At 73.9% G+C, this 26,236-nt stretch carries 22 protein-coding genes; 9 read left to right on the top strand and 13 right to left on the bottom strand.

Annotation, left to right across the window (positions count from 1 at the left end):
* The 3 genes from JOF36_RS06150 to JOF36_RS06140 all read right to left on the bottom strand — a co-directional run bounded on the left by JOF36_RS06150 (position 1) and on the right by JOF36_RS06140 (position 3,021).
* Positions 1 to 519: a (2Fe-2S)-binding protein gene (locus tag JOF36_RS06150; protein ID WP_210025440.1), complete on the bottom strand. Its 519-nt coding sequence runs from the start codon at positions 517 to 519 to the stop codon at positions 1 to 3.
* Between the two features lie 367 nt (positions 520 to 886).
* Positions 887 to 2,629, bottom strand: coding sequence for a mycofactocin biosynthesis glycosyltransferase MftF (gene mftF, locus JOF36_RS40755; protein ID WP_307862241.1), 1,743 nt, complete (start codon positions 2,627 to 2,629; stop codon positions 887 to 889).
* Between the two features lie 227 nt (positions 2,630 to 2,856).
* Positions 2,857 to 3,021, bottom strand: a complete 165-nt coding sequence (locus JOF36_RS06140) for a hypothetical protein (RefSeq protein WP_210025439.1) — start codon at positions 3,019 to 3,021, stop codon at positions 2,857 to 2,859.
* Between JOF36_RS06140 and JOF36_RS06135 the strand changes: the two genes are divergently transcribed.
* Positions 3,020 to 4,147: an alkaline phosphatase family protein gene (locus JOF36_RS06135; RefSeq protein ID WP_210025438.1), complete on the top strand. Its 1,128-nt coding sequence runs from the start codon at positions 3,020 to 3,022 to the stop codon at positions 4,145 to 4,147. The genes JOF36_RS06140 and JOF36_RS06135 overlap by 2 nt on opposite strands.
* Before the next feature lie 65 nt (positions 4,148 to 4,212).
* Here JOF36_RS06135 and mftE read toward each other — a convergent pair whose 3' ends face one another.
* The 6 genes from mftE to mftA are packed head-to-tail and all read right to left on the bottom strand — an operon-like array spanning position 4,213 to position 12,837.
* Positions 4,213 to 4,938, bottom strand: a complete 726-nt coding sequence (mftE, locus tag JOF36_RS06130) for a mycofactocin biosynthesis peptidyl-dipeptidase MftE (RefSeq protein ID WP_307862240.1) — start codon at positions 4,936 to 4,938, stop codon at positions 4,213 to 4,215.
* A gap of 16 nt (positions 4,939 to 4,954) precedes the next feature.
* Positions 4,955 to 6,472 carry an MFS transporter gene (locus JOF36_RS06125; protein WP_210025437.1) on the bottom strand — a complete coding sequence of 506 codons (1,518 nt, stop codon included), beginning with the start codon at positions 6,470 to 6,472 and terminating at the stop codon, positions 4,955 to 4,957.
* Between the two features lie 29 nt (positions 6,473 to 6,501).
* Complete coding sequence (locus tag JOF36_RS38675) at positions 6,502 to 11,097, bottom strand: oxidoreductase (RefSeq protein WP_307862239.1); 4,596 nt, start codon at positions 11,095 to 11,097, stop codon at positions 6,502 to 6,504.
* Between the two features lie 55 nt (positions 11,098 to 11,152).
* Positions 11,153 to 12,403, bottom strand: a complete 1,251-nt coding sequence (gene mftC, locus JOF36_RS06105; protein WP_210025436.1) for a mycofactocin radical SAM maturase — start codon at positions 12,401 to 12,403, stop codon at positions 11,153 to 11,155.
* A 34-nt stretch (positions 12,404 to 12,437) separates the two neighbouring features.
* On the bottom strand, positions 12,438 to 12,761 hold the full coding sequence (gene mftB, locus JOF36_RS06100; RefSeq protein WP_210025435.1) for a mycofactocin biosynthesis chaperone MftB: 324 nt from the start codon (positions 12,759 to 12,761) through the stop codon (positions 12,438 to 12,440).
* The gene (gene mftA, locus JOF36_RS06095; protein ID WP_210035193.1) at positions 12,751 to 12,837 is read right to left on the bottom strand and encodes a mycofactocin precursor MftA; all 87 of its coding nucleotides are present in this window, start codon (positions 12,835 to 12,837) and stop codon (positions 12,751 to 12,753) included. Before mftA ends, mftB begins: the two co-directional genes overlap by 11 nt.
* 156 nt (positions 12,838 to 12,993) lie before the next feature.
* Between mftA and JOF36_RS41340 the strand changes: the two genes are divergently transcribed.
* The 5 genes from JOF36_RS41340 (at position 12,994) to JOF36_RS06070 (ending at position 19,502) form a co-directional block, all read left to right on the top strand.
* On the top strand, positions 12,994 to 14,121 hold the full coding sequence (locus JOF36_RS41340) for a GNAT family N-acetyltransferase (RefSeq protein WP_210025434.1): 1,128 nt from the start codon (positions 12,994 to 12,996) through the stop codon (positions 14,119 to 14,121).
* 155 nt (positions 14,122 to 14,276) lie between these two features.
* Positions 14,277 to 14,834, top strand: coding sequence for an NADH-quinone oxidoreductase subunit NuoE family protein (locus JOF36_RS06085; protein ID WP_210025433.1), 558 nt, complete (start codon positions 14,277 to 14,279; stop codon positions 14,832 to 14,834).
* Entirely contained in the window at positions 14,831 to 16,465 is a 1,635-nt protein-coding gene (locus tag JOF36_RS06080) for a formate dehydrogenase beta subunit (protein WP_307862238.1), read from the top strand. Before JOF36_RS06085 ends, JOF36_RS06080 begins: the two co-directional genes overlap by 4 nt.
* A complete protein-coding gene (gene fdhF, locus JOF36_RS06075; RefSeq protein ID WP_210025432.1) occupies positions 16,462 to 19,275 on the top strand; it encodes a formate dehydrogenase subunit alpha in 2,814 nt (937 codons plus the stop codon). The genes JOF36_RS06080 and fdhF overlap by 4 nt, the downstream gene beginning before the upstream one ends.
* Before the next feature lie 2 nt (positions 19,276 to 19,277).
* Positions 19,278 to 19,502: a formate dehydrogenase subunit delta gene (locus JOF36_RS06070; protein WP_210025431.1), complete on the top strand. Its 225-nt coding sequence runs from the start codon at positions 19,278 to 19,280 to the stop codon at positions 19,500 to 19,502.
* An 83-nt stretch (positions 19,503 to 19,585) separates the two neighbouring features.
* Here the strand turns inward: JOF36_RS06070 and JOF36_RS06065 are convergent, their stop codons facing one another.
* Positions 19,586 to 20,173: an NADPH-dependent FMN reductase gene (locus JOF36_RS06065; RefSeq protein ID WP_210025430.1), complete on the bottom strand. Its 588-nt coding sequence runs from the start codon at positions 20,171 to 20,173 to the stop codon at positions 19,586 to 19,588.
* A gap of 66 nt (positions 20,174 to 20,239) precedes the next feature.
* Here JOF36_RS06065 and JOF36_RS06060 point away from each other — a divergent pair, with 66 nt between their 5' ends.
* Positions 20,240 to 21,757: an ABC transporter substrate-binding protein gene (locus JOF36_RS06060; protein WP_210025429.1), complete on the top strand. Its 1,518-nt coding sequence runs from the start codon at positions 20,240 to 20,242 to the stop codon at positions 21,755 to 21,757.
* 63 nt (positions 21,758 to 21,820) lie between these two features.
* Here the strand turns inward: JOF36_RS06060 and JOF36_RS06055 are convergent, their stop codons facing one another.
* From JOF36_RS06055 to JOF36_RS06045, 3 genes are all read right to left on the bottom strand, one after another.
* Positions 21,821 to 22,711 (bottom strand): universal stress protein, encoded by an 891-nt coding sequence (locus JOF36_RS06055; RefSeq protein WP_210025428.1) that lies wholly within the window; start codon positions 22,709 to 22,711, stop codon positions 21,821 to 21,823.
* A gap of 115 nt (positions 22,712 to 22,826) precedes the next feature.
* A complete protein-coding gene (locus JOF36_RS06050; protein WP_210025427.1) occupies positions 22,827 to 23,186 on the bottom strand; it encodes a four-helix bundle copper-binding protein in 360 nt (119 codons plus the stop codon).
* 73 nt (positions 23,187 to 23,259) lie between these two features.
* Positions 23,260 to 23,793, bottom strand: a complete 534-nt coding sequence (locus tag JOF36_RS06045) for a TetR family transcriptional regulator (protein ID WP_210025426.1) — start codon at positions 23,791 to 23,793, stop codon at positions 23,260 to 23,262.
* Between the two features lie 58 nt (positions 23,794 to 23,851).
* Between JOF36_RS06045 and bioB the strand changes: the two genes are divergently transcribed.
* Entirely contained in the window at positions 23,852 to 24,922 is a 1,071-nt protein-coding gene (gene bioB / locus JOF36_RS06040; RefSeq protein WP_210025425.1) for a biotin synthase BioB, read from the top strand.
* The gene (bioA, locus tag JOF36_RS06035) at positions 24,919 to 26,232 is read left to right on the top strand and encodes an adenosylmethionine--8-amino-7-oxononanoate transaminase (RefSeq protein ID WP_210025424.1); all 1,314 of its coding nucleotides are present in this window, start codon (positions 24,919 to 24,921) and stop codon (positions 26,230 to 26,232) included. The genes bioB and bioA overlap by 4 nt, the downstream gene beginning before the upstream one ends.
* Positions 26,233 to 26,236: the final 4 nt, after the last annotated feature.

The following is a 26,236-nucleotide window of genomic DNA, read 5'->3' as shown; positions in this document are numbered from 1 at the left end:
TCAGTTCCCTCCCCCGGCGACCGGGGCTGCCTGCTCGGTGGTCTGCTGTGCACCGGGCTTCATGTTCTTCGCCGCGCTCTGGACCGCGCGGACGATGTTCTGATAGCCCGTGCAGCGGCACAGGTTGCCCTCGATGCCCTCACGAACCTCCTGCTCGGTGGGGTCGGGGTTGTCCCCCAGCAGGTCGACGGCAGCCATGATCATGCCCGGCGTGCAGTACCCGCACTGCAGGCCGTGGCACTCACGGAACGCCTCCTGCACCGGGTGCAGGTTCCCGTCGCGGGCGAGGCCCTCGATGGTGGTGACCTCGGAACCGTCGGCCTGGACCGCGAGCACCGAACAGGACTTCACGCTCTGTCCGTCGAGGCTCACGGTGCAGGCACCGCAGTTGCTGGTGTCGCAGCCGATCAGTGTCCCCGTCTTGCCCAGCGTCTCCCTCAGGTACTGCGCGAGCAACATGCGGGGCTCGACGTCGTCGGCGTAGTTCACGCCGTCGACGGTGACCCGGACCTCTGTCATGAACTCTCACTCCTCGTACGCGACCACGCGCAGGGCCGCGCGAGATCTACCGGGGACATCGTTCGAGGTGCGCCGTTCGCGGTCGCGACCACGGCGACGCGCCTGAAGAGCCACCACTGGCCTGTGGCGACGCCCACATCTCACTCCCGATCTTCCAGGGGTGCAAGGACGGCCGCGCGCGTGCCCGCGCCGGGCAGTTCGTGTTTCACGACCAGGACCGGCGAACTCCGGCACCTGCCCCGCAGCCGCGGAGTGGATCATCGAATGCGACCGTAGAAACGGATTCACCAGGCAACGGGAATCACCCGTTCAGACCAACCCGGACGGAGTGGTCCGCGGCCGGCGAATCAGGCCAGCCTAACCTGCGTCAGCGCCGCGAGCCAGGACCCGCAGGGCGCAACGGGGCGGATGTTCGGTTCCGCCAGGCCCCCCACCAGAGCCCGGCCCCGTACGCCAGGTCGTCGAGCCGGTGCGCCGTCAGATGGACGGCGACGGGGACCCGCACCCGCGGATCGCGGTCGCGGTGCGACCACCAGTCCGCCACTCCCTCGGCCAGCGCGGCGACCACGACCGCCCGGCGGGCCCGCGACGAGACGACGCACGCCACCGCGGCGACCGGCCAGAAGTGCCGGGTCAGCGCCGACGCCGTCTGCCAGAGCGCGCCGGAGAGCCCCAGGGCGATGAGCCCGGCCGCAGTGCGCCGCGGGCTGTCCAGCCGGCTCAGCTTGCGGGACAACCGCTCCGTGGCGACGACGGTGACGCCCGCGGCCACCGCGGTCGCCCCTCGGCGCTGGGCCAGCAGGAGCAGACAGACCGCCGCCGTCCACGGCGACAGCACGACCGGCGGTACCGCGCCCGGGTGCCGCTGCGCCAGCGGTGCCGCGCCGGTTCCGTAGAACGCCTTGCGGCGCAACCACTCCCACGGCCGGGTGCGGTGGTCGTGGGCGACCCGCGCGAGAGGCTCGAACCGCATCGCCCAGCCGGCGGCGTGCAGTCGCAGGACCAGGTCGACGTCCTCGGCGACGTGCATGCCGGGGTCGAACGCACCGCCCACGCCGGTCACGGCGGACACCCGCACGAGCATGGCCGCGCTCGGCACGTACGCCACCCGGGAGCGTGGCACGATCAGCGCCGGGTCCGGGCCGAGGTCCAATGAGGACCGCAGGGCCTCGTAGCGCCCGATGGTGCCGCGCAGCCCCGCCCCGCGCTCCGGGTCCAGGGCGACGATCCGCGGGGCGACCAGCCCGACGGCCGGGTCGGCCAGGTGCCCGAGCAACGGCTCCAGCCAGCCCGGCTCGGGCACCACGTCGGAGTCGAGGAACACCACGTAGGGGGTGCGCGCGGCGGCGAGCCCGGCGTTGCGGGCCGCGGCGGGGCCCTGCGGGTGCTCGTGCCGCAGTACCGTGCCTCCGACCGCCTCGACGCTGCGCCGCAACGGGTCCGGCTGCTCCGACCCGTCGTCGACGACGACGAGGCCGCCCAGCTGCGGCCGGTTGCGCCCGGCCGGGTTGAGCGGGCCGACCAGGTCGGCTGGGTTCGCCGGGTCGGCCGGGTGCGCCGGGTCTAGCGGACCGACGGCGCCGACCGGGCCGAGCGCGGCCAGCAGCCGGTCCAGCGGACGGTCCTTCACCGGGACCACGACGGTCACCTCGTCCGGGCCCACGGCCGCCGGACGCCCCGCGACCGGGCCCGCAGCTGCAGGGCCCACGCCCACCGGGCCCGCGCCCGTCGCCGCTCCCGATACAGCGGGGTTCGGGCGTGCGCCGGCCGAGCTCACGACGGGATGGGCGAGCCCCGCGTCGAGCAGGGTCCGGGCCAGCGCACGGTGGACCGGGCCCTCGACCACCAGCGGGCGGCCCGGCGGGGGCAGCAGGGCCCGGGCCTTCGCGGACAGGTGCACCAGCCGCGGCGGGGCACCCCCGAGCAGGGCGGCTCCGCCGTCGATCCACCGGGTGCGCCGGTCGAGCAGAGCCGCGAACCCGTCCGGGAGCCGCCGGTCCGCCGGACCGCCCGAGCCGGCAGGACCGTCGGGCCCCGAGGCGCCGTGTGCCGCGCGGTCCGCCCCGTCCGGGCGGTTCGGGTGGTCGGGGCGGGTGTCGGCGGCGGTCACCGGCCGAGCGTTACATGCGGCTCGGTCGCGGGTCGACTCCCGGCCCGGGGGGCTCGCACCGGAGCATCCCCGAGCGCTCCGGCACCCGGTGAATCGGGTTCGCCCGCGAGATCGTCCGAAGCGGCGGACCCACCGTCACGCTGCTGCCGGCTCCCGCCTGCACCGAGTGATCACCGGCTGTGGAGCGCGACGTCCGCTCAGCGTTCGCGACACTCCACAACGGGCGATCACGAGCAGCGATCCCCGAGTGCCGCCAGGGTGTCGAGCTCGGCGAGGGTGGCCGGCTCCGCGGTCGGACCGTCGTGGGCGGTGAGGACGGCAGGCTCCACACCGGGACCCGGCGGACCGCCCCGGTGCGCGGGAACGGCTCGGCCGGACACACTCGTCGTCATGCCGGATCTTCTGCCCCGCTACGACACCGCGACGCTGGCCGACGTCCTCCCCGCGCTGCTGCACGCGATCGGTGCCCCGCTCGATCACCGCGCGCCCGCGTTCGCGCTGCCCCCGGCCCGGGCGGCGGTGCTCCTGCTGGTCGACGGCCTCGGTCACGACCTGCTCCGGGAGCACCGGGCGGACGCCCCGGTGCTGGCCGGACTCGCCGACGTCGGCCCGCTGACGGTCGGCTTCCCCTCGACGACGCCGATCAGCCTCACCTCGCTGGGGACCGGGCTCCCGCCGGGTGTGCACGGCACGCTGGGCCTGAAGTTCCGGGTGGACGGCCATCTGCTCGACGCGCTCGGCTGGTCGGCCGGGCGCAAGGACCTGCGGGAGACGCTCGTCCCCGAGCAGGTGCAACCGGAGCCGACCGTCCTGGAACGGGCCGCGGCGGCGGGAGTCGCGGTGCGGTCGGTGTCCCCGCTGGAGTTCCGCAAGTCGGGGCTGACCCGCTCGGGCCTGCGCGGCGGGGAGTACCGCGGGGTGGCCGCGCTCGGCGATCTCGCCGTGGAGATCCTCTCCGGCGTGGCCGGCCCCGGGCCGCGGCTGGTCTACGGCTACCACGCCGACCTGGACAAGCTCGGTCACCTGTACGGGCCCGGCACACCGGCCTGGCGCTGGCAGCTCCGCCAGATCGACACCCTGCTCGCGATGCTGCTCGAGGCGTTGCCGGCCGGGACGCTACTGGCCGTCACCGGCGACCACGGGATGGTCACGGTCGACCGGGTCACCGACGCCGACGCCGAACCGGCCCTGCAGGACGGGGTCGCCCTGCTCGGCGGCGACCCGCGCGCCCGGCACGTCTACGCCCGGCCGGGCGCGGCCGACGACGTCCTGGCCGCCTGGCGTGCGACGCTGGGTGACGACGCGTGGGTCGTGTCCCGGGACGAGGCGGTCGCCGACGGCTGGTTCGGCCCGGTCGAGGACCGGGTGCTCGACCGGATCGGCGACGTCGTCGTCGCCCTGCGCGGAACGGCCGCGGTCCTCCGGCGCGAGGCGGAGCCGTTCCTCTCGTCGTTCCCCGGGCAGCACGGCTCGCTGACGCCTGCCGAGCAGCTCGTTCCGCTGCTCGTGCACTCCTGACCCGGTGATCACGGATCGGGAACCGGGACGCACCACGGATGACCGGGTCGGTTCCGGATCGGTGATCACCCGGTGGTCGGTGGCCGGTGGAGCCGCCCGGTCTCCGGGTCGGGGTTCCAGGTGGCGACCGCCGCCGCGACCCTCGCGACGATCGCCTCGAGCAGCACCCGTCCCTCCTCGGCGGAGGCGCCGGCCGGATCGCCCAGCACCCCGTTCGGGCTGACGGCGGCGACCCCGCCGGCCCGCATCGCGTCGATGATCTCGGGCAGCGGCCGGGTCTCGCCCGCGGCGGCCCGGTCGTGGCGCACCCGCTCCGGGTCCAGGTGCGCCAGCAGCGAGGTCTCGTAGCGGCCGGCGTGCGCGTCCACGGGCACCCCCGGGACGGCCGCGACGCAGGACAGCCAGCCGGCGTCGCGACCCTCGAAACGCAGCCGGGACACCGCCGACGACAGCGCCGCGACGTTGCCGCCGTGCCCGTTGAGCAGCAGCAACCGCGACGCCCACCGGCAGGCCGAGCGGCCGTACTCGACCAGCACGGTGTGCAGCGCCTGCTCCCCGATCGAGACGGTGCCGGGGAACCCCTCGTGCTCCCCGGCCGCGCCGTAGGGCAGTGCCGGGGCCAGCACCAGGGACGGGTCGGCGTCGTGCAGCGCGGACGCGACCGCGGACGCCACCGCGGTGTCGGTGCCCAGCGGCAGGTGCGGGCCGTGCTGCTCGGTCGACCCGATCGGGACGACGACGGTGCAGGGTCGGTCCACCAGTTCGGTCCAGGTCATCTCGGCGAGCAGCACGGATACAGTCTGCCGGTCAGTCCCCGGCCCGCCGCAACGCGGTCATGGCCAGCGCGACGACGCCCAGCAGCAGGACCGCGCCGAGCAGCCCGACCGCGCCGACCCCGGCGCTGAACGCCGCGCGGGCGGAGGCGAGCAATGTGGACGCGGCGTCGGCAGGCAGCTCCCCGGCGACCCCGACCGCACCGGCGAGGCCGTCCCCGGCTCGGAGTGCTGCGTCCTCGGTGAGGCCGGACGGTGTGACGAGGCGTCCGGTGTAGACGGCGGTGAGCACGCTGCCGGTGACGGCGACGCCCAGTGCCACCCCCAGCTCGCCGGCCGTCTCCGAGATCGACGCCGCGGACCCGGCCCGGGCGCTCGGTACCGACCCGATCACCAGGTCGGTGGCGAGCACGCCGATCGGGCTGAGCCCGAGCATGGTGCCCGTCATCAGCGCGACCAGCGCGACCGGCCCCGATCCCGCTCCGACCAGCCCGACCAGCAACGATCCGAGAGCGGCGAGCGCCCCGGACGTCGCCACCACGGCGGAGGCGCGGAACCGCCGGGTCAGCGCCGGGGTGAGCAGCGAGCCCACCACGGTGATCGCGGCGAGCGGCAGCATCCAGATCCCGGCGGTCAGCGCGGAGGCACCCGCCACCAGCTGCAGGTACTGCGGCAACAGGAAGAACAGACCGTTGACCGCGATCAATCCGATCAGGAGCACCGCCACCGCTGCCGTGAACTCCGGACGGGTGAACAGGGCGATGTCCAGCAGCGGATCCGCGAGCCGGCGCTGCCGCCGGACGAACAGCATCCCCGCCACCGCACCGACGACCGCAGCGACCAGCACTCCGACGTCCGGACCGTGGGCGGCGAGGTTCTTGACCGCGAGGACCAGAGGGAGCATCGCGGCGAGCGAGAGCCCCACACTGACCATGTCCGGACGCCCTCCGCCGGAACCGTGCTCCTCCGGTAGCAGCCACGGCCCCAGCGCCAGGAGCAGCAGCATCACCGGAACGCCGAGCAGGAAGACCGCGCCCCACCAGAACACCTCGAGTACGGCACCACCGATCAGTGGGCCGAGCGCGATACCGGCCGAGAACGTCGTCATCCACACGGCGACGGCGAACCGCCGCTGCACCGGGTCCGGGAACATGGTCGAGATGAGCCCGAGGGTGGACGGCATCAGCGTCGCCCCCGCGACGCCGAGCAGCGCCCGCGCCGCGATCAGCAGCTCGGCGGTCGGTGCGAACGCCGCGACGACCGAGGCGATGCCGAACGCACCGGCCCCGATCAGCAGCAGCTTCCGGCGTCCGATCCGGTCGCCGAGGCTGCCCATCGTGATGAGGAACCCGGCGATCAGGAACCCGTAGATGTCGAGGATCCACAGCTGCTGGGTGGCCGAGGGTTGCAGATCCGCGGCCAGTGCGGGCGCGGCGAGGTAGAGGACGCTGACGTCCAGCGCGAGGACGAGCAGCGGCAGGGCGAGCACGGCCAGGCCGACCCACTCGCGGGGTCCGGCTCGGCCGGCGGTCACAGGAGATTCGGAATGCATGGTGTCGACGCTAGAAACTCGACCTGACTTCAGGTCAAGGCAGCTGCTCCTTCCCGGATCGCGGAGTCCACGCGGCGTGGGGCGACGGCGTCCCCGATCCGGTACACCGGCCACGAGCCGGCGGACAGCTCCGTCCACAGTCGTGCACGGGGGACCGTGGACAGAGCCGTGACGACGGCCGCGACCTCCCGGTGCTCGATGCGCCCGGTCAGATGGTGCAGCAACTCGACTCTGCTCTGCACACCGGTACGCGCCGTCCCTTTGCTCTGCGCACCGAGGCGCACCACCCCCAGCACGGCCCGGTCGGTCGTGCACCGGATCCCGGCTTCGTGCGCGCGGCGCCGGAACCCCTCCCGGTCCAGGGTGAGCCCGAGATCCTGGCCGACGACCAGCGCCGGGGTGACGATCTCGACGTCGTGCCCGCGGGCGGCGAGCAGCTCCGCGGTCGAGGTGGCGTGGTGGAACCCGAGCTCGTCGACGACCAGAACCGGTCCGTCCGGGAGAGGGACTCCGGCCAGGACCTCGTCGACCGGCACGGTCAGCCCGTCCGGATCCCAGTGCGGCGCGACCGGCGCCGATCCGGTGGCGAGGACGACGGCGTCCGGATCCAGGTCGGCCACGACGTTCCGATCCACATCGGTCCCGAACCGGAGTTCGGCCCCGGCCTCGCGCGCCGCGCGCAGCAGGTCGGTGACCACGTGCCCCAGCTCGCCCCGGCCGGGTGCGGTGGCAGCGAGCGCGAGCCGGCCGCCGGGGGCGGCGGAACGTTCGGCGAGCAGCACCCGGTGCCCGCGGGCGGCGAGGGATGCGGCGGCGGACAGCCCGGCCGGGCCGCCACCGACGACGAGCACCCGCTGCGCCCTGCCTGCCGCCGGCTCGGCAGCGTGGTGCGTCCCGGTGTGCAGAGCAAAGCGCGGTCGGAGCGGAACATCCGCGCCCGCGATCAGGAGCCGCTCCCGTCCCGCGTCGGGGTTGACCGCGCACCCGAGCGGCAGGTTCAGCCCGACCCGTCCGATGCAGTCCTGGTTGCACCCGACACAGCGCCGCACCGGGCGTCCGGCCAGGGCCTTCGCCGCGAAGTCCGGGTCGGCGATCTGCCCGCGCGCGACGCCGACCAGGTCGCACTCGTCCCGTCGCAGCGCCGCGGCGGCCTGCTCGGGGGTGGTGAACCGTCCGACCCCGATGACCGGAATGTCCGATCCGGCATCCCGGACGGCACGGCGCAGTGTCGCGGCGAGGTGACCGGCGTAGCCGGGCGGCGTGTGCATCGACGGTTCGATCAGGTGCAACGTCGACGTCGCGACGCCGATCGAGGTGTTGAGGTGGTCGACCGCGCCGGTCGCGACGAGCCGCCGGGCCAGGTCGGCGCCGTCGTCCGGTGTGATGCCGCCGGGGACTCGCTCGTCGGCCCCGATCCGCAGGCCCAGCACCGGGTCCGGTCCGATCGCCTCGCGCACGGCGGCGACGACGTCGAGCACGATCTTCGCCCGGCCCGCCCGGTCACCGCCCCAGGCGTCGGTCCGCCGGTTGGTCGCCGGGGAGAGGAACAGCCGCAGCAACGATGCGTGCGAGCACTGCAGCTCGACGCCGTCGAACCCGCCCGCCACGCACCGGGCCGCGACGTCGGCGAACCCGGCCACGATCTCCGCGATGCCTGCGGCGTCCAGCTCGGCGGGGACCTCGCGGAACATCGGGTCGGGCAGCGCCGACGGCCCGACGACGGCCTCCCGCGAGTACATTCCGGAGCCCTGCGCACCGTTGTGGTTGAGCTGGGCGAGGACGACGGCGCCGTGGCCCCGCACCGCGTCGGTGAGCAGGCGGTAACCCGGCAGGACGGCCTGGTCGTGGCCCCGGATCAGCCGTTCGTACGGCCGGTCGTGCGGGTGGACGGCGTGTTCCTCGGTGATCACCAGCCCGGCGCCGCCCGCCGCCCGCGCCGCGTAGTAGGCGGCATGCCGCGCGGTCGGCATCCCACCCTCGGCGAACCCGGTGAGGTGCGCGGTGAACACGATCCGGTTCCGGAGCTCCCGGCGCCCGAGCCGCAGCGGATCGCCGAGCCGCACGTTCCCGCCCACAGAAGGACGACAAGGTGCGCCTCGATCGGACAGCGTCCCCTCCATAGGCACGCGATCGCCCGCGGCAGGGCGCGAGCAGGCATCCCGACCGTGCCACGCTCCTCCGATCGGCACGAAATCGCCCGGATCGGGGCGGGAACGTGCGTCTCGGTCGGGCGGGAGTGCCCTCCGGGCGGGACCCGGCGGAGTGCCGGCCCCGGCGATTCCGAGCGCGGCACGGCGCCCCTCCCGGACGGCCTCGGCGAGGGTCCGTGGTGCGACCCGGTCGCCCGCGCTCCATCGGCCGGGACCGTCCGGCAGCGTCCGGTCCGGCAACCGTGCCGCGCAGTCGACGACGGCCGCGCACGCCACCTCCGTCACGCCGCCGGTGTGCACATCGACCAGCTCGGCGACCCCGCCGGCGACGCGGCGCAGCTCGGTGAACAGTGCCCGGGTCACGCCGGCGCGCTCGAGCCGGGCGTTCGCCGGTGCCAGGTCGCCGCAGCGTCCGAGCTGGTGGCCGGCGACGGCGTCCGGGGTCGACAGGGTGACGACGTAGCCCGCCGATGCCAGCAGCTCCGCCGTCCCCGGGCCGGTCCAGTCCCCGAGCGGATCCCGGACCAGCACAGCGGCACCGGCCGGGATCCCGGCGCGGGCGAGCACCACGCGGATCCCGAAGGGGCCACCCGCACCGACTGCGCCGGCCGGTTCCGCCGCGGCGACGGGCGATTCCGCGACGGCGCGGGGCGATTCCGCGACAGCTCGTGCCGGTTCCGCGACAACGCCTACCTGTTCCGCGACGGCGCCTACCTGTTCCGCGAGGGCGACGGTCGATTCCGCGACGGCGCCGGCCAGTTCCGCGGCCGTCAGGACAGGGGCCTCCGAGGGATATCCGCGTTCCGCGGAACGCGATCCGGTCGCGAGCACGACCGCCACACCGCGGTCCTCTGCCTCGTCGACCGCGGTCGTGTCGATCTCCGAACGCAGCTCGACCCGCACCCCGAGCCGCCGGAGCTCCCGCTCCCACCAGACGATCGGGAGCGCGACCCGGTCGCGGCCGGGCAGCACCGCGGCGGCGTGCAGGAGCCCGCCGAGCCGGTCCGACCGTTCGTGCAGCGTCACCGGGTGCCCGCGCACGGCGAGCGTCCACGCGGCTTCGAGACCGGCCGGCCCGCCGCCGACGACGAGCACCGGCCGCGGGTGATCGACGATCGAGCCGGGAACGGGGCCGTCCGGAGGCTGTCGCCCGGTCGGGTGTGGTCCTCGGGGCGGCCGGGCACCCGCTGCTGCGGCCCCGGCACTTCGCACCCCGCCGGGCACCCCCGCACCGGCTGCACCCGGTGCACCGTCCCCGCCGGGGTGCGGTGGCCCGGGACCACGCCGCGGGTCCGGCTCGGTCCGCTCGTGCCCCGACCGCGGCTCCAGCTCGTCCCCGACGACGGGATTGCGCGGGTCCCGCGCCGCGGCGAGCGCGTTGGTCAGCAGGCACGGCCGGATCCGCTCCGGCGTCCCCGCGCGAGCCAGCGCGACCAGGGAGGGATCGGCGATCTGCGCTCTCGTCATCTCGACGATATCAGCGTCACCACTGGTCAGAGCATCGCCTGCGACCGTGACCGAGGCGACACTCCCCGCCAGCACGACGGGTGCCGCACCGTCCATTGCTCTGCGCACCTCGGCGCACCGCTCCCGCAGGAATGCCTCCCGGGTGTGCAGGTCCGGCCGGGTCGCTTCCACCGTCAGGCCGCTGCCGACGACCGGCACCAGCAGGTCGACCTCGTCGGCGACGGCCCGGGCGAGCGCGATGCCGTCGGGAAGCGTGATCCCGGCCCAGGGTGCCAGCTCGTCGATGCACAACCGCAGCGACAACAGCGGCGCCGGGCCCAGCGCGTCGCGGACGGCGGCGAGGACCTCGCGCAGGAGCAGCGACCGGTCTCGCCCGTACCGATCACTGCGGTGGTTGGTCAGCCCCGAGCAGAACTGCCGTAGCAGCGAGTACTGCCCGGCGGAGATCTCCACACCGTCCACACCGGCATCCACAGCCGCCCGGGCCGCCTCGGCGTATCCGCGGACGACCGCGTCGATCCCCGCGGGGGCGAGAGCCACCGGCGTCTCCCGGGACACGACGTCCGGCACCGCGGACGGGGCCCACAGCGGGTGCCCGGAGTGCGCGGCCGTCCCCTGCCCGCCGGAGTGCGCGAGCCCGGCGAGCACGAGCGTCCCGTACGGCCGGCACGCCGCGACGACCTCCGCCCACCCCGCCGCGGCCGGCACATCCGCGTCGAGATGCGGCCCAGCGGGCTCCAGAGATCCACAATTCCCGCTGAGCTGCATCTCGGCGAGAAATCCGGGCGTGGCAGGGGAACCGTCCCGGCCGAACGGCCGGCCGGCGGTCCGGCGCCCGAAGGCGGCGGGGGCGTAGGCGTACGGGTGGTCGGATTCGTGCACCGAGGCGGGCTCAACCACGATCAGCCCGGCCCCACCGGCGGCGCGTGCCGCGTAGTAGGCCACGTGGTCGTCGGTGATCTCCCGCGCCGCGTTCCCGAGGTTGGTCTCGTGCGGCCCGAACAGCACACGCGACGGGGCCCGCCGACCGCGCAGGTCGACGGGCCCCGTCAGCAGGTCCGTGTCAGCCCCCCGCGACCGGCGCCGGAGTCTGATCCGCAGACGGTGCCGAGGCCGACGGGGCGAACCCGGCCAGGGGGTTCTCGTCGCAGGCCCGGTCCGGCCGGCGCGGCGGCGGGGACAGCGACAGCATCGTCGGCTGCTTCGGCGCGCGGGAGTTCCGCGGCGCCGACCGCGAGTGGTCCACGTCCGACTTCGGGATCACGGTCTCGGCGTCGCGGTCGGCCAGCATCTGCTCGCCGAAGCCCCGCACGCACTCCGGGTCCGGGCCGTCGAGCGGCAGGCCGGTGAAGAACTTCGCCGCCATGCACCCGCCCTGGCAGGAGTCGTAGAAGTCGCAGGACGCGCAGGCGCCACCGGTCTGCGGCTGGCGCAGCTCGGTGAACAGCTCCGAGTGCTCCCAGACCTCCTTGAAGCCGCCCTCGTCGCGGACGTTGCCTGCCAGGAAGTTCTCGTGGATCGCGAACGGGCAGGCGTAGACGTCACCGACCGGGTCGATCAGGCAGACGACCCGGCCCGCGCCGCACAGGTTCAGCCCGGGCAGGGCGTCGCCGTAGGCGGAGAGGTGGAAGAACGAGTCGCCGGTCAGCACCTGGTCGCCGTGCGCGACCAGCCAGTCGTAGAGCTGCTTCTGCTGGGCCTGGGTCGGGTGCAGATCGTCCCAGACGTCGGCTCCGCGGCCGGACGGGCGCAGCCGGGTGATCCGCAGCTGGGCGCCGTACTTGTCGGCGATCGCCTTGAACTCGTCGAGCTGGTCGACGTTCTCCCTGGTCATCACGACCGAGATCTTCGGCTGACCGAAACCGGCCTCGGCCAGGTTCTCCAGCGCGGTGATCGCCATGTCGAACGAGCCGGGTCCGCGGACGTAGTCGTTGACCTCGGCGGTCGCGCCGTCCATCGAGATCTGGATGTCGACGTAGTCGGTCGCGGCGAGCTGGGCGGCGCGGGCCTTGTCGAGCTTGACGCCGTTGGTGGAGAACTTGACGCCGACGTCGTGCGCGATGGCGTAGTCCAGCAGCTCCCAGAAGTCCGGGCGCACGGTCGGCTCACCGCCGCCGATGTTGATGTAGAAGACCTGCATCCGCTGCAGCTCGTCGATCACCGCCTTGGCCTCGGCGGTGGTCAGCTCGCGCGGGTCGCGCCGGCCCGACGACGAGAGGCAGTGCACGCACGCGAGGTTGCACGCGTAGGTGAGCTCCCAGGTCAGACAGATGGGCGAGTTGAGGCCGTACTGGAAGTGGTCGACCAGCTTCACGGGCACCTCACTGTGGTGGTGGTCGGCAGGGGTCTTATCGGGCGACGATCGTGCCGGAGCGCAACAGCCCGGCGAGAGCCCTCAGATAGGCCTCGTGCTGCGCCGCGGGGACGCCGGCGGCCTCGACCGCGCACCGGGCGTCCGGATGGTGCTCGAGGCCCTTGACGACCTCGACCAGCTCGGGGGTCTTGAGAAACGACAGCTTGCGGGTCGTGAAGTCGTACACCAGGGCGCCGAACGGCTCCGGACGCAGCGAGACGCTCTCGCTGACGCGGTACGGGGCCGCGGGATCGAACGACCCCGCGGCTCCGTCCGGGCTCGCGGTGGGCACCGCGGTGTCGAGCGGCTTAGTAGACACCGCACATGCCGTCGATGGAGACCTCTTCGACCAGGGTCTCCTCGACCAGGGCCTCGGAGTTCTGGTTCTCGTCCATGGGCTACCTCCGCAACGGTCGACTCTCGGCGGGAGAGTCGGCGAGCCGCCCCGCCGGCCGGCGGTGGCAGCGGATTCGACGCTATTGGCACCCGGTGCCGGAATCAAGAGCCTCGGCGCACGCCCGTCCGTTCGGATGGGCGTGCATGCTGGCCCCATGAGCGTCGAGAACATCCTGCTCCACCTGTGCACACCCGTCGAGTGGCGGTCGTTCCTGCAGGTCGGAGCTGTCGCGCCCCCCTCGCTGGACGAGGTCGGGTTCGTGCACCTGTCCACGCCGGAACAGGTCGCGCTCCCCGCGCAACGGTTGTTCGCCGGCCGGACCGACCTCGTCCTGCTGGTCGTGGATCCGGACGCCGTCGCGAAGGCCGGCGTCGAGGTGCGCTGGGAGCCGGGCGTCCCGGGCGACCCGGAGTCCATGCGGTTCCCGCACGCCTACGGCGCGGTACCGGCGGCGGCGGTACTCGCCGTGCTGCCCTACCGCCCGGGCCCCGACGGGTTCACCGCACCCGAGGTCCCGGTGCCGGATGCGTCGTTCCGCGCGGCGCACTGGGAACCGTCGCTGGTGCGCCGCGCGGCCGACGCGGAGGAGCCGGTGACCGGCGGCGTCGCCGTCCGGACGAGCGCGTACCCGGCGTCGCGGATGCACAACCTGCTGCTGATCGACCGGCCACACCTGACCGGAGCCGACACCGTGGCCGCCGAGGCGGACCGCGCACTCACCGCGCACGGCCTGCACCCGGTGGCCCAGCTGTCCGGTCTCGGCGCCGACGAGCTCGCGGTCGCGCTGGCCACCGCCGGCTGGCGGATCCAGCAGTTCGACGACCTGACCGCACCGGCGGGCCCGGTCGCCGGCGGCATCGCGGACCGGGTGTCCGAGGTGGAGCTCGACGTCGTCCGGCCGGTCCGGGCGGCGAGCTGGGCGGCGACCCTGCCCGGTGCCACACCCGAGGAGATCGCCCAGCTGGTGGACCGGGAGGCAGGCGACGCCCGGGTGGTCGCGATCCATCATCTCGCCGTACTCGACGGCGCCGCCGTGGTCGGCACGGCGACACTCAAGCGGGACGGCGCGACCGCCTGGATCGACGGCATGGAGACCGCGCCCGCACACCGCGGCCGGGGGCACGGCCGGGCGCTGCTGGCCCGCGCCCGGGAGCTCGCGGCGGAGCACGGGTGCGATCTCGTGGCGCTGGGCGCTGACGTCGCCGACTGGCCGCGGGACTGGTACCTGCGAGCCGGCTTCACGGCGGCCGGTACCCGGTTCGAGGCGACCGGGCCGGGCTGAGCCCGCCGCTCAGCTCTCCCGCAGGGACCCTCCGATCCGGTGGCGCCCGCGGCGTCACCGGGCATCCGGCCCCGGACTCTTCCGCGGTTCCCCCACCGGCACCAATTCCGATCGTGATGATTGCCGCATCTGTCCGTAGACAGCATACTGTATCCATGCCTGGATCGACCCATGAAGCCGAACGCTCCACCGTCGTGCGGGAGATCGCCGCGAGCCTGAAGCGCGAACGGGGGGCGTTGATGCCGATCCTGCATCGCGTCGTCGACGAGGTCGGGTACCTCACGCACGAGGACACCACGGTGATCGCCGAGGTCCTCAACCTCTCCGAGGCCGACGTGCACGGTGTGGCCACGTTCTACAAGGACTTCCGGCGAGAACCCGCCGCGGACCGCGTCGTGCAGATCTGCCGCGGTGAGGCCTGCCAGGCGGTGGGCGCCGAGGCGCTGGTCGACCACGCCACGATGACACTCGGCGTGGGTGTCGACACCCACAGCGCGGACGGCACGGTCGAGCTGGAGCAGATCTTCTGCTTCGGCAACTGCGCGCTCGGTCCGGCGGTCTGCGTCGACGGCAGGCTCCACGGCCGGGTGAGCCCGGACAGGTTCGACGCCCTCGTCGGGGCCTCCCGCCCCGATGGCGCCGGTGCCGACGGGGCCCGTGCCGACGGGGCCCGTGCCGACGGGGCCCGTGTTGTCGCGGGAGCGCACCGGTGAACCGCGTGACCCGGGTCTACGTGCCCGCAGACTCCGCGGCGCGGTCCGTGGGTGCCGACGCCGTCGCCGACGAGCTGGTCACGGCTGCTGCAGCGGCCGGGCGGGAGATCCACCTGGTGCGCAACGGCTCGCGCGGCATGCTGTGGCTCGAGCCGCTGGTCGAGATCGAGACCGACGCCGGGCGGGTCGCGTACGGCCCGGTGCAGCCGGGGGACGTGCCGGCGCTGGTGGAGGCCGGGTTGCTGGACGGGGCGCCCACCGCGGGCTGCCACGGCCGGACCGACGACATCGACTGGCTGGCGTCGCAGACCCGGGTGACGTTCCGGCGGGTCGGGGTGACCGATCCGCTCAACGTGGAGGACTACCTCGCACACGGCGGTTTCGCCGGCCTGGAGCGGGCCCTGACGATGACGCCCGAGGCCGTCGTCGGCGCCGTCACCGAGTCGGGGCTGCGCGGGCGCGGGGGCGCCGGGTTCCCGGCCGGCATCAAGTGGAAGACCGTGCACGACGCCGAGAGCGACCTCAAGTTCGTCTGCGCGAACGCCGACGAGGGCGACTCGGGCACGTTCGCCGACCGGATGTTGATGGAGGGCGACCCACTCGCCCTGGTCGAGGGGATGACCATCGCCGCGTACGCGGTGGGCGCGACCGAGGGCTACATCTACCTACGCTCGGAGTACCCCGACGCCGTCCGGACGATGCGGCGGGCCATCGACATCGCCTACGCGCGCGGTTACCTCGGGGCGGACATCCTCGGCAGCGGGCTGAGCTTCGACCTGTTCGTCCGGGTGGGCGCGGGCGCCTACATCTGCGGCGAGGAGACCTCGATGCTGGAGAGCCTCGAGGGCAAGCGCGGTCTCGTGCGGGCCAAGCCGCCGATCCCCGCCCTCGCGGGGCTGTTCGGCCGGCCCACCGTGGTCAACAACGTCCTGACCCTGGGGACCGTGCCGATGATCCTGGCCGAGGGCCCGGCGGCGTACCAGGACCTCGGGGTCGGGCGGTCGCGCGGCACCCAGGTCTTCCAGCTCGCGGGCAACATCAGCCGGGGCGGGATCGTCGAGACCGCGTTCGGCATCACGCTGGGCGAGCTGGTCGAGGGATACGGCGGGGGCAGCGCGTCGGGTCGTCCGGTGCGCGCGGTCCAGGTCGGCGGCCCGCTCGGTGCCTACCTGCCGGCGCAGCGGTTCGACCTGCCGATGGACTACGAGGCGTTCGCGGCCGCGGACGCGATGGTCGGGCACGGCGGGGTCGTGGTGTTCGACGAGACCGTCGACATGGCCCGCCAGGCGCGGTTCGCGATGGAGTTCTGCGCGGTGGAGTCGTGCGGCAAGTGCACGCCCTGCCGGATCGGCTCGGTGCGCGGGGTGGAGACGATCGACAAGATCATCGGTGGGGTCGACCGCGAGAAGAACCTCCTGGTGCTCGACGACCTGTGCACCACCATGACCAAGGGTTCGCTGTGTGCCATGGGCGGGCTGACACCGATGCCGGTGCAGAGCGCGATGCAGCACTTCCCCGAGGACTTCGACCGGCCACCGGCCGACACCGACGGCCTACCGGTCCCGGACCGGTTCGCCGCAGAGACGGCCGAGCGCAACGCCGCGATGATGACCGGAAAGGTGCAGCGATGAGTCTGCTGAAGGAACCCGACTTCGGAACCCCGGCCCGCACGTCGGACACCACGGTCACCGTCGAGGTCGACGGTCACGCCGTCGAGGTGCCCGCCGGGACCTCGGTGCTGCGTGCGGCCGCCGAGGCGGGGATCGTGATCCCCAAGCTGTGTGCGTCGGACAACCTCGAACCGTTCGGCTCCTGCCGGCTGTGCGTGGTCGACATCGAGGGAGCGCGCGGCACCCCGGCGAGCTGCACGACCCCCTGCGCGGACGGCATGAAGGTCGCCACCCAGACCCCCGAGCTCGAGGACATCCGCCGCGGCGTCATGGAGCTCTACATCTCCGACCATCCGCTGGACTGCCTGACGTGTCCGGCCAACGGCGACTGCGAGCTGCAGGACATGGCCGGTGTCGTGGGGCTGCGCGAGGTCCGCTACGGCCACGAGGGCAAGAACCATCTGAAGGAGGAGAAGGACACCTCCAACCCGTACTTCGACTTCGACCCCAGCAAGTGCATCTCCTGCTCGCGGTGTGTCCGCGCCTGCGACGAGGTGCAGGGGACGTTCGCGCTGACCATCGAGGGCCGCGGGTTCGACAGCAAGGTCGTGCCCGGTGGCTCGGCCGACTTCATGTCCAGCGAGTGCGTCTCGTGCGGTGCGTGTGTCCAGGCGTGCCCGACGTCCACGCTGCAGGAGAAGACCGTCGTCGACCTCGGCATGCCCAACCGCACCGTGCTGACGACGTGTGCGTACTGCGGCGTCGGTTGCTCGTTCAAGGCCGAGCTGCGCGGGGACCAGCTCGTCCGGATGGTGCCGTACAAGGACGGCGGCGCCAACGAGGGCCACAGCTGCGTCAAGGGCCGGTTCGCGTTCGGCTACGCCGACCACCCCGACCGGCAGCTGTCGCCGATGATGCGCGACTCCATCGACGACGAATGGCGCACGGTCAGCTGGGAGGAGGCGATCACCGAGGTCGCCCGGCGGTTCTCCGCGCTCCGGTCGGACCACGGTCCGCGTGCGATCGGGGGCATCACCTCCTCGCGGACGACGAACGAGGAGGTGTACGCGGTCCAGAAGATGGTCCGCGGCGCCTTCGGCAACAACAACGTCGACACCTGCGCGCGGGTCTGTCACTCACCGACCGGCTACGGGCTGAACCAGACCTTCGGCGCCTCGGCCGGCACCCAGACCTTCGCGTCGGTGGAGCACAGCGACGTGATCCTGGTGATCGGCGCCAACCCGACCGACGCGCACCCGGTCTTCGGGTCGCGGATGAAGCAGCGGTTGCGCGCCGGGGCGAAGCTGATCGTGGCCGACCCGCGGCGCATCGACCTGGTGCGGTCACCGCACGTCGCGGCCGAGCACCACCTGGCCCTGCAGCCCGGCACCAACGTCGCGCTGATCAACGCGATGGCACACACCGTGGTCACCGAGAACCTGGTCGACCAGGAGTTCCTCGACGCACGCTGCGAGGGGCTGCCGGAGTACCTCGAGTTCATCTCCGCGCCGGAGAACGCGCCCGAGGCGCTGGAGGAGGTCATCGGCGTCGACGCCGGCGAGATCCGTGCGGCGGCACGACTGTTCGCCACCGGCGGCAACGGCGCGATCTACTACGGGCTGGGTGTCACCGAGCACTCGCAGGGCTCGACGATGGTGATGGGCCTGGCCAACCTGGCGATGCTCACCGGCAACATCGGCCGCGAGGGCGTGGGGGTCAACCCGCTGCGCGGCCAGAACAACGTGCAGGGCTCGTGCGACATGGGCTCGTTCCCGCACGAGCTGCCCGGCTACCGGCACATCGGCACCGAGTCCGTGCGCGACATCTACGAGGCCCTGTGGGGCACGACGCTCGATCCCGACCCGGGCCTGCGCATCCCCAACATGTTCGACGCGGCGATCGACGGGACCTTCCGCGGGCTGTTCGTGCAGGGCGAGGACATCGCCCAATCCGACCCCAACACCCACCACGTGGAAGCCGCGCTGACGTCGCTGGACTGCCTGGTCGTGCAGGACCTGTTCCTCAACGAGACCGCACGCTTCGCGCACATCTTCCTGCCCGGCACGTCGTTCCTGGAGAAGGACGGCACCTTCACCAACGCCGAGCGGCGGATCAACCGGGTGCGCCCGACCATGCCGCCGAAGACCGGCAAGCACGAGTGGCAGGTGGTCGCCGAGATCGCCGCGCTGATGGGCTTCGACATGAACTGGGACCGGTCGGCCGACATCATGGACGAGATCGCCGCGACGACGCCGACCTTCGCCGGCGTCAGCTTCGCCCATCTCGACGAGGTCGGGTCCGTGCAGTGGCCCTGCAACGACGCCGCTCCGCTGGGGACACCGACCATGCACGTCGACGGCTTCGTGCGGGGCAAGGGCCGGCTCATGAAGACGACCTACGTCCCGACCCTGGAACGCAGCACCCGCCGCTACCCGCTGATCCTGACCACGGGCCGCATCCTCAGCCAGTACAACGTCGGCGCCCAGACGCGGCGGACGGCGAACTCGTCCTGGCACTCCGAGGACGTCCTGGAGATCCATCCGCACGACGCGGAGGACCGCGGGATCACCGACGGAGCGCTGGTCGAGGTCGCGTCCCGGGTCGGGACGACCCGGCTGCACGCACAGATCTCGGACCGGATGCCGGTCGGCGTCGTCTACACCACGTTCCACCATCCCGAGTCCGGGGCCAACGTCGTCACCACGGAGAACTCCGACTGGGCGACGAACTGCCCGGAGTACAAGGTCACGGCCGTGCAGGTCGCGCCGGCGATCCGGGCCGGCACCGCGCGGTCCGAGCTCGCCTCGGTCGGTATGGGAGCGGGTGAGTAGCGGTGTCCGGAGCATCCGAATCGGCCACCGTCACCCCCGAGGTACGGATGGCGCACGAGATCTCCCGGCAGTTCGCGAGCGAGCCGCCGGAGCAGGCCGCGCAGACGATCGCGGCACATCTGCGCAGGTTCTGGGCACCCTCGATGATCGTCGCGTTCCTGACCGAGGCCGGCGCCGGGGCCGACCTCGACCCGGTGGTCTCCCGGGTCGCCGAGCTGCTCCGGTGACGGCGACTCGTTCGCGTTAGCAGCCCGTCCGGAGGGGCGGCCCGGTACCCGGTTCGAGGCGACCGGGCCGGGCTGAGCCCCGCTCAGCTCTCGCGCAGGGACCGCCGGGGGATCTCCGGCCCGGCGGCCCCCGCGGCGCCGCGGGGCATCCGGCGGGCGAACGTCACGACCGTGTCCACCAGCTCGGCCAGCCGGTCGCGGACGCCGTCATCGGTCAGCTCGCCGTCCTCGAAGTGCGTGTTGTTCGCGTACACCGCGCCGGGGGCCGCCCAGGCGCGGAAGAACCCGACGAGCGGCTTGAGCTCGTGCTCGATCGCGAGGTAGTGGTGGTCGGTGCCGCCGGAGGCGACCAGCCCGACCGGCTTGCCGGCGAGTGCGTCGTTGGGCAGCACGTCGAACAGGTTCTTCAACCGCCCGGTGTAGCCGCCCCGGTACATCGGGGTGCCGACGATCAGGGCGTCCGCGGCGACGACCCGGTCGATCACCGTCCGCGTGTCGCCGGTGTAGCCGCCGGGGTCGCGGCCGTCGGAGAACACGACGTCGTGGTCGCGCAGGTTCAGCAGGCCGGCGTCCACACCCTCGTGCTCCGCGGCGCGGCGCACCGCGACCTCGAGGAGCAGGGCCGTCTTCGACGGGGTGGACGGGCTGCCGGAGATCGCCAGGAGGTCCATCCCGGGGACCCTAGCCGCGGACGCGTTCGGCACTCTGGTGCCGTGCCCTCGAGCCCCCCTGGTGCCGTGCCCCTGAGCCGACGCTCCTTCCTGCGCGCCACCGGTGCGGCCGCCGCGCTGGCCGGGATCCCCGCGCTGGCCGCGTGCGGGGCACCCGCCGACGCCGCGACGCCCCGGTTGACGGTCGCGTTCGCCGGGACCGGGCCGCTCGGGACGCCGGACCCGCACGTCGTCGGGCGGCCGGTCGACCGGGCCCGTGCCGCGGCCGTCGCGGACACGCTCCTCGGGTGGGGCCAGGACATGCGCCCGGAGCCGCACCTGGCCGCGTCGGTGGGGCCGGACCGGACCGGCACCCGGTGGCGGATCCGGCTGCGGGAGGCGATCGCACACGACGGGCGACCGCTCACCTCGGCGGACGTGCTGGCGTCGTGGCGCCGGATCCTCGCCCCGGCGACCGGCGCGACCGCCGCCCCGCTGCTGACCCACGTGGACCTCACCGCCAGCCGGGCGATCTCGGCGACCGAGCTGGAGATCGTCCTCACCACCCCGGACTTCCTGTTCCCGCTGGTCCTGGGCGCGCCGGGGACCGGGATCGTGCGCGACGGCCGCGGCGACGCCCCGATCGGCACCGGCGCGTTCCTCACCACGGGCGACGACCCGGCCGTCCTGACCCGGCACGACGCGCACTGGCTCGGCGCGGCGCCGTCGCGCGAGCTGGAGTTCCTGGTCGACGACGACGAGGAGAACCGCTACCAGTCACTGCTCGACGGGCACGTCGCCTACGCCCACGACCTGTTCCCGCACAGCGTCCGGCGGCTCCTCGGCCGGGCCGGGACGACGGTCGTGTCCGCGCCCGGTTCGGCGACCCGCTTCCTGGAGCCCACCGGCGCGGCACCCGACGGTGACGTCCTCGCCGACCCACGGCTACTCGAGGCCGTCCGGCTCGGCATCGACCGGGACGAGCTGGTCCGCACGGTCCTGCTGGACCTGGGCGAGCCCGGCGACGACCTGTTCGGCCCCGGCCTCGCCCACCATCCCGCGGACGTGCCGCCGGTCGTGCGCGACGTCGGCCGGGCCCGCGAGCTGGTCGTCGCGGCCGGCGCGGGCAGCACGGCGGTGCCGCTGCAGTTCGACCCGTTCGACCCGCTGTCCCGGCCCGCCGCCACGGTCCTCACCGAGCAGCTCGAGGCGATCGGGCTGCGCGTCGAGCCGCGCGAGCCGGACGCCCCCGACGCCGACCCGTCGCCCGGGCTCCGGTTCCGCCGGGTCCCCGCGCACCCGATCCCGCTCCACCTGCGGGCGGCCGCGCTCGCCCGCGCGGACGCGTCCGAGCCGGCGGTGACCGGTGCCGCGTTCCCACGACCGGCCGATCTCGCGCCGCTGCTCGCGACGGCCGCCCGCACCCCGGACGAGCGGGTCCGCGACGACGCCCTGCACCGGGCCCAGCTGCTGCTGCGCGACACCGCCACCGCGTGGTCCGTCGGCGACGAACACATCGGGATCTCCGCCGACCTGACCGGGGTGGAACCCGCCCGCCCGGACACCGGCACCTGGGCCCGCTTCCACCGGGTCCGGTGGGGCTGAACCCGAGATCCGCTCCGCAAGCTCCGCTCAGCTCAGTGCCGATACTCGCTCCGCAAGCTCCGCTCAGTGGACCGCCTCGGCCCCGCGTCCGGGTAGGACGGCCACCGGGCACTCGACCCTGTGCAGCACCGACTGGCTGACCGACCCGAGGAGCAGCCCGGCGAGTGCCCGGCGACCGCGGGATCCCACGACGACCAGCCGGGCGCCGCGCGCCACCTTGACCAGCGTCGGGATCGGGTGGGCGTGCACCAGCTCGGTCTCGATCCGCAACTCCGGCCTGCGGTCCCGCCACGGCGCGACCGCCCTCTCCAGCTCGGCCTCGACCTCGGCCTCGACCTTGTCCCACGGAACCAGGTCCATGATCCACGGCTCCGCGGTGTCGTGGGTCCAGGCCCGCACCACGTGCAGCGTCGCGCCCCGGCTCGCCGCCGCGTCGACGGCGAACGCCAGCACGGTCGCCGCGGCGGGCGAGCCGTCGTAGGCGGCCACCACCCGGCCGTCGTGCTCACCCTCACCGCGCACGACGACCACCGGGCAGGTCGCGAGCGCGCAGACCGCCCGCGAGGTCGACCCGGCCACCAGTCCGGCGAACCCGCCGCGGCCCCGGCTGCCGACCACCAGGAGCTGCCCGGTCTCCGCCTCGGCCAGCAGCGCCTCCGGCACCGATCCGGTCCGGACGACGTGCGAGACCGTCACCTCGGGGGCGATGGCGTGCGCCTCGTCCGCGGCGAGCTTCAGGTAGTCCTCGACGTGCTCCCGCAACCGTTCGCGGTCACGGTGTTCGAGATCGGCCAGGCCCGCCATGGGCCGGAACGCCGACCAGTCCAGCACGCCGACCAGGCGCAGCGGGGCACCTCGCCGTCCCGCCTCGCGGGCCGCCCAGCGCACCGCCTCGGTGGCGGACCCGGAGCCGTCCACCCCGGCGACGACCGCCGCTCCCCCGGCCTCCTCCATGTCCTGCCCCCTCCGTCTCGCATCCCGGCCGCCGCGCACGGCATCCGGCCCAGCATCGCGTACGAGCGCGGTGCGGCCCAGTGCCGGACGCCGTCCGGGTGGTGACGAAGGTCCCTCAGGGCCCGTGCTTGCGCAGCAGGCCCGCGGTTTCCCGGGTGACCTCGGCGTGGGCCCGGCAGTGCTCGTGGTGGTCGGCGTGCGCCCCGCAGGCGGCCGAGCTGGCCTCGCAGGCACGCAGCGCGGCCGCCGCGGCGGCCTTGGCCACCGAGGTGTCCGCCGTGCGACGCCCCAGTACCCGGGCGGCCGCGGCACACAGGTCCGCGCAGTCCAGCGCGAGGAGCACCTCGCGCTCCATCTGACCGGTCGCGGCCATCGCCGATGCGCACGCGGTGCTCGCCCGCTCGGCGTCGTGCAGCTTCTCGACGAGGGCCGCCGGCGTGGTGACGCCCGCGGCCTCGAGTACGTGGTGGCTCATGGTTCTCCCTCGGGTCGGTGACGGTCACCGGGGTCCGAGCGTCGCACCGTCGCGGGCACCGCGCGCGACGAAGTCAGCCCCGGCCCAGCCCGTGCAGCACGGCGTCGAGCCCGAAGCCGAATGCCTCGTCGGCCTCGTCGGCGCGGCCCGGCTCGTCGGCCACGATCCCGGTGCGGACGAGCTCCGTCCGGTTCTGCTCCTCGGCGACCGCGCCGAGGACGTAGTGCACCAGCGTGCGGGCCGCCCACCGCGCCTCCCGCGCCGGGAGCCGGTCGGCGAACAGTCCCGGGAAGGCCCGGCTCGGCGCCAGCCCCTCCGGCCGGAAGGCCAGCACGAACGAGACCACCTCCGCGCCGTCGCGGACCCGGCGCAGCGCATCGCGCAGGTCGCAGGCGCCGCGGCGGGCGTCCGCGGCGACGGGCATCCCGTCGAGGATCCGGGCCGCGACCTCGGCGAGCAGCTCCTGCTTGTTCGCCACGTGGTAGTAGAGCGCGCCGGGCCGCACGTCGAGGTCCTGGGCGACCCGGCGCATCGACAATCCGCTCAGTCCCTGCTCGTCCAGCACGGCGTACGCGGCGTCGACGATCCGCTCCCGGGTCAGCCCCACCCGTCCAGTCTGGCAGGGGGCTTGCCGGGACGATCGCCGCCCGCCTACCGTTTGAACAGTGTTCAAAACTTATGACGTCCTCACCGACCGCCTGCTCGACGGCGCCGCCCTCGACCGCGGCGAAGCCCTCGACGTCCTCGCCACCCCCGACGAGGAGGTCCTCCACCTGGTCGCGGCCGCGGGCCGGCTGCGCCGTGCGCACTTCGGCGACACCGTCAAGGTCAACTACCTGGTGAACCTCCGGTCCGGTCTGTGCCCGGAGGACTGCGGCTACTGCTCGCAACGCCTGGGCTCCACCGCGGACATCCTGACCTACTCCTGGCTCCCGACCGCCGACGCCGTCCGCCAGGCGAGTGCCGGGATCCAGGGCGGCGCCTCCCGGGTCTGCCTGGTCGCGAGCGGGCGCGGCCCCGGCGACCGGGACGTCGAGCGGGTCGCGGGGATCGTCGACGAGCTGCGCACCGAGCACCCCGGCGTCGAGGTCTGCGCCTGCCTGGGCCTGCTGCGCGACGGCCAGGCCGAGCGGCTGCGCGAGGCGGGCGTCGACGCCTACAACCACAACCTCAACACCGCCGAGTCGCGCTACGCCGACATCTGCTCGACCCACACCTACGACGACCGCGTCGACACCGTCGCCAAGGCGCAGGCGGCGGGCCTGTCCCCGTGTTCCGGGCTGATCGTGGGTATGGGCGAGACCGACGACGAGCTGGTCGACGCCCTGTTCGCGCTGCGCGAGCTGGGCAGCGACTCGATCCCGGTCAACTTCCTGATGCCGTTCGACGGCACCCCGCTGGCCGGCACCTGGCTGCTGGACCCGCTGCGCTGCCTGCGGATCCTGGCACTGGCCCGGATGGTCGCCCCGGCGACCGAGGTCCGGATGGCCGGCGGGCGCGAGCAGCACCTGCGGTCGCTGCAGCCGCTGGCACTGCACGTGGTGAACTCGCTGTTCCTCGGCGACTACCTCACCAGCGAGGGGCAGACCGCGGAGCAGGACCTGCAGATGATCGCCGACGCCGGGTTCACCGTCCTCGGCGCCGAGCCCCGGGCCGGATCCGACGCCGGATCCACCGCCGAGCAGACCGCGATCCGGCTGCGCGGCGCCGGCACGACTCAGGCACCCAACGCATGACCGGCCTGTTGGAACGCGACCGCGGGCTGCTCTGGCACCCCTACGCCGCGCTCGACGGCCCCGCGCCCTACGCCGTCCACGACGCGGCGGGGACCCGGCTGGACCTCGAGGCCGCCGACGGCACCCGGTTCACCGCGATCGACGCGATGAGCTCGTGGTGGTGCGCGATCCACGGCTACCGCCACCCCGTGCTCGACGCCGCGGCCCACGAGCAGGTCGACCGGTTCAGCCACGTGATGTTCGGCGGGCTGACCCACGAACCCGCCGTCCGGCTCGCCGAGGAGCTGGTCCGGATCACCCCGGAGTCGCTGCGGCACGTGTTCCTCGCCGACTCGGGATCGGTGTCGGTCGAGGTCGCGCTGAAGCTCGCGGTCCAGTACCAGGCCGCGACCGGGCATCCCGATCGCCGCCGGTTCGTCGCGCTGCGCGGCGGGTACCACGGTGACACCACCGGCGCGATGGGCGTGTGCGACCCGGTCGACGGGATGCACGCGCTGTTCCCCGGGCTGGTCGGGGAACAGTTGTTCCTGCCGCGTCCGCCCGCCGCGCGGACCGATCACGGCAAGATCCTCCCGGAGGCCGACCCGGCGGTCGACGCCTGGATCGCGCAGGCCGAGGAGCTGGTCGCGGCGCACGCGGACACGGTCGCGGCGATCGTCGTCGAACCGGTGCTGCAGGGGGCAGGCAGCATGCACGTGTACCCGCCGCGCTGCCTCACGGCGCTGCGCCGGATCGCCGACCGGCACGGGGTGCTGCTGATCGCCGACGAGATCGCCACCGGGTTCGGGCGGACCGGGGCGCGGTTCGCGGTCGACCACGCCGGCGTCGAACCGGACGTGCTGTGCGTGGGCAAGGCGCTGACCGGCGGCTACCTCACGCTCGCCGCCGTGCTCTGCACCGGGCGGGTCGCCGAGGCCGTCACCCGCTCCCCTCAGCGGGCGCTGCTGCACGGCCCGACCTTCATGGCGAACCCACTCGCGTGTGCGGTGGCCGCCGCCTCGCTGTCGCTGCTCACCCCGGCGGTCACCGACCGGGTCGCGGAGATCGGCCGCGAGCTGTCCGCGGCGCTCGCCCCGGCCGCGGAGCTGCCCGCGGTGCGCGAGGTCCGGGTGCTCGGCGCGGTCGGTGTGGTGGCGCTGACCGGTCCGATCGACGTCGGCGCGGTGACCCGGGCAGCCCTGGAGCGCGGCGTCTGGGTGCGCCCGTTCCGCGATCTCGTCTACACGATGCCGCCGTACGTCGCCCGGCCCGACGAGATCGCGGCGATCGGGGACGCCGTCACGGGCGCGATCGCGGAGGTGCACGGGTGAGCGC

It is taken from the genome of Pseudonocardia parietis, from assembly GCF_017876315.1.
GTDB lineage: Bacteria > Actinomycetota > Actinomycetes > Mycobacteriales > Pseudonocardiaceae > Pseudonocardia > Pseudonocardia parietis.
The sequence above is the reverse complement of the archived record's forward strand: the minus strand, read 5'-3'. Positions and strand labels throughout refer to the sequence as shown.